Consider the following 2,902-nt stretch of genomic DNA (forward strand, 5'->3'; position numbering starts at 1 on the left):
TCTGGCCAGACAAGAAACTGGGAGCCGATGGGCACTGTGATGTTGAACCCGGATCGGCAGCAGCAGACCGAGAAAAGAGCGGCATAGTTAGACGGCGACGCGACAACAACCTTGAAAAACGCCGCCGGCTGGCGTTCAGCCAAGTGGCACCTAGATCTGTGGGAGTACCTCGCGTACCAGTCCCGAATCCGGCCGAGACAGGGGTCAAATTGCCACTCATGGATAGATCGATTTGTGCAGCTCCCGGAGCGGCTCCAGGCAGATCAATGGTCAGTTGGCTAATACCGTCTTGGGTGATGGTATCGCCCAGAGAACCGCTGATGCGTACTTCCCTGGTTTCCATTGCCAGCCGAGGCTGGTACAGCATCACCATCAGTTCGTTGATTTCGTCCAGTTGCGCCTGGGGCGCAATAGTTTTGTTGGCACTTGCCCGGCGGTGCGACCAGCAGCAATTCGCAAGGTAGCTTTGTAAAGGACTGGCTTGGCGGAGCCAAGCGAAAAGATACAGACTTCCTAACGCGAGCAGCAGCAAGTTGACTGGGCCCATTCCCAAGCGGAAGCGGCGAATTGCGACTGGAGTACTTATTACGTTAGCTAATCGCATGCCGGTAAGGCTTAAACCGAGCAATCCTTGAGCCCCATAAACTGCGATTTGCCCAGTAACGGCCAAATTTTTCACTTTTAGCCAAGGATCAACGTTGCTCTGAGACGCTTCTATTTGAGTTTGCAGTGATCTGTATTCACTGAGAGCGGCTCCGAATGATAGTGCTCCCACGATTCCCCCGAATAAAGTCAGAGTTGGCGCAGTAAATGAGAGCTGGCCTTTAGCTAAGCTAACCTCGTTCATCCCCTTTCCCAAAATCACCCAATTCTGAATCACCGCCCCCAACGCAGCCCCTGCGTACAAATACGCTGACATGCTATCCGCCTGCCGTTGCGCATCGCTGCCTTCCAGCGCCGCTGCTTGTCCGGCATAGGTGCCGGCGTTGAGAATGTTGACCACCAGCGCCGCCAGGGGCAGTAGGCCACCCGAGGCTTTGATCGAGGGTGCGTTGACGATGCCGTTGACGCGACCGAGGCTGATGGCCTGGGCGGTGCTTCGGGTCCATTGGCTGAGGGCTTCAGCGTTCTGGCCGACCAAGCGCCAGACCTTGATACCGTTCTCTACGCCCTGCACAAGACGGGTGTTATCGCCGAGGCGGATGACCAGGAATAATCCCATTGCCATCGCCGTGCCTTTGCTTGCATGAATCAAAGAGGCGCCGAGGCGGGTCATGGTCGCCGTCCAGGCACCTTCCAGATTGCTCGCTAACCGCTCGATATTGCGCAGGGTGTCCGCGTCCAGAATCTTGAGTGCGGCTGCGCGGGAGTCGGCAAGGTTTTCCAGACTGAGCGCCGTGACCAGTTCGTTGAGGCGTGAAGTGTTGTTCACCGCCGCTTCCAGGCTCGGACTCCACGCCTGGAACACCAGACGCAGCAAGCCGGGGTCATCGCTGCTCACGTAATCGGCAAACTGTTTGGCGCCTTCGCTACGGCTGCACTGAGCGCTGAGGCAGGCAACCGTCAAACTTTCAAGCCAGGTGAGGTGTTCTTCGCTGCTCTGGTCGACAAACCAAGTACCACTGTCGTTGCGTGGCAGGTAGGTTTTGCGATCGGCGTACAGCAACTGATGGCGTTTTTCGACCTGTTTGAAGTGCTGCGGCGCTTCCTGATCCAGCCAATGGTCCATGCTCGCCAAGTCGATGTATTCACCAACCTTGGTTCCGCCGCCACCTTCCAGATTGCTGACTTTTTCCTGGCGATAATCCCGCACGACCTGTTGCGCTTCCTGATGCAATTCGCTTGGGATGAAGCTGCGCACCTTGTTCAGTACGGCTTCTTCACGGGATCGAACCTGAGCCAACAGGCCATCTGCTTGGGCATGCCCATACTGTCGGCCGCGTTGTTGGTTGATGCGTGTTTCTTCCAGCATCAAGGTGTTCAGCTGCTTCTGACTGTCGATCAGGGTGTCGCCCTGTTCCGGTGTCAGTTGCAGGTTATGTTCGCGATACCGGTAGTTGAGCAGGTTGGCAACTTCGCCACCGTCTTCGGTGACCATGCTGCGGATAAAGCTGCCGATGGTCTGGCGCAAGCTATTGTCGGCTACCCACTCTTCGTGTTCTGCCTCGACCTTGTTCTGTTCGTGGTCGATATCCCGCAACACTCCCAGATCATCATCCAGCGCAGCAAACACCGCATATAGCGGAGCCGACTCGTTCTTGGCTTTGTCCAGCCAGGCTTGCGTAGGTGCCAGTTCCCAAGGGCTAGCGCTCCAAGTCCCGGGCTCGACCACCGGCTCGCCCGGTGGTTGCGCGCCGGCCGCCTGTTCGCGTTCGCGCAGAGATTCCGAGCTGGCGGAGTAGGCTTTGATATTGTCTTGAGTAGGCGAGGCTTGCGCCGTTTTGCGTTGTTCTTTCGCGCTTTCGCGGTCAGTTGCGCCGTTCTTCTGATGTTCATGCGCAAGGGTTTTTTCGCGTACTTTCGGCATGAGTTCGGCCACCAGTGTCGGGGCTTTTTCGAGCGGTGGGCAGTGTTTGGCCGATAGGCGTTTGGCTATGTCGGTAAGGGCGATCTGACGCATGCGCTTGCGTCGTTCACCGTTCTTTTTCAGGCGCTCGCAGGCGTCTTTGCCCAATGGCACTTCGCTGTAGAGCATCCACGCGTCGGTGCTTTTGTTCAACGCGATTCCGGCGTTTTCACCGGTCGTCAGAGCAGAGTGGGGTTGCGTCAGCGGTTGTGGACTTGCCCCTACCAAACCGGACACCAACTCCCCGTTAAATTGATGCTGCCGCTAAGCGCCTGAACTCCCTCGGAGAGCGATAGTTCAAGGCGCTGTGTGGATGCTGCTCGTTGTAGTGCTCGA

1 protein-coding gene is annotated in these 2,902 nt (G+C 57.1%); it reads right to left on the reverse strand.

Going from position 1 to position 2,902, the window contains the following annotated elements; all coding sequences use genetic code 11:
• A partial coding sequence (locus AACY50_RS28460; RefSeq protein ID WP_339539916.1) for a hypothetical protein occupies window positions 1-2,674 on the reverse strand: 2,674 nt, incomplete at its 3' end.
• Window positions 2,675-2,902 lie beyond the last annotated feature (228 nt).

Origin of the sequence: Pseudomonas sp. RA_15y_Pfl2_54, from assembly GCF_963971015.1 — a bacterium.
GTDB lineage: Bacteria > Pseudomonadota > Gammaproteobacteria > Pseudomonadales > Pseudomonadaceae > Aquipseudomonas > Aquipseudomonas baetica_A.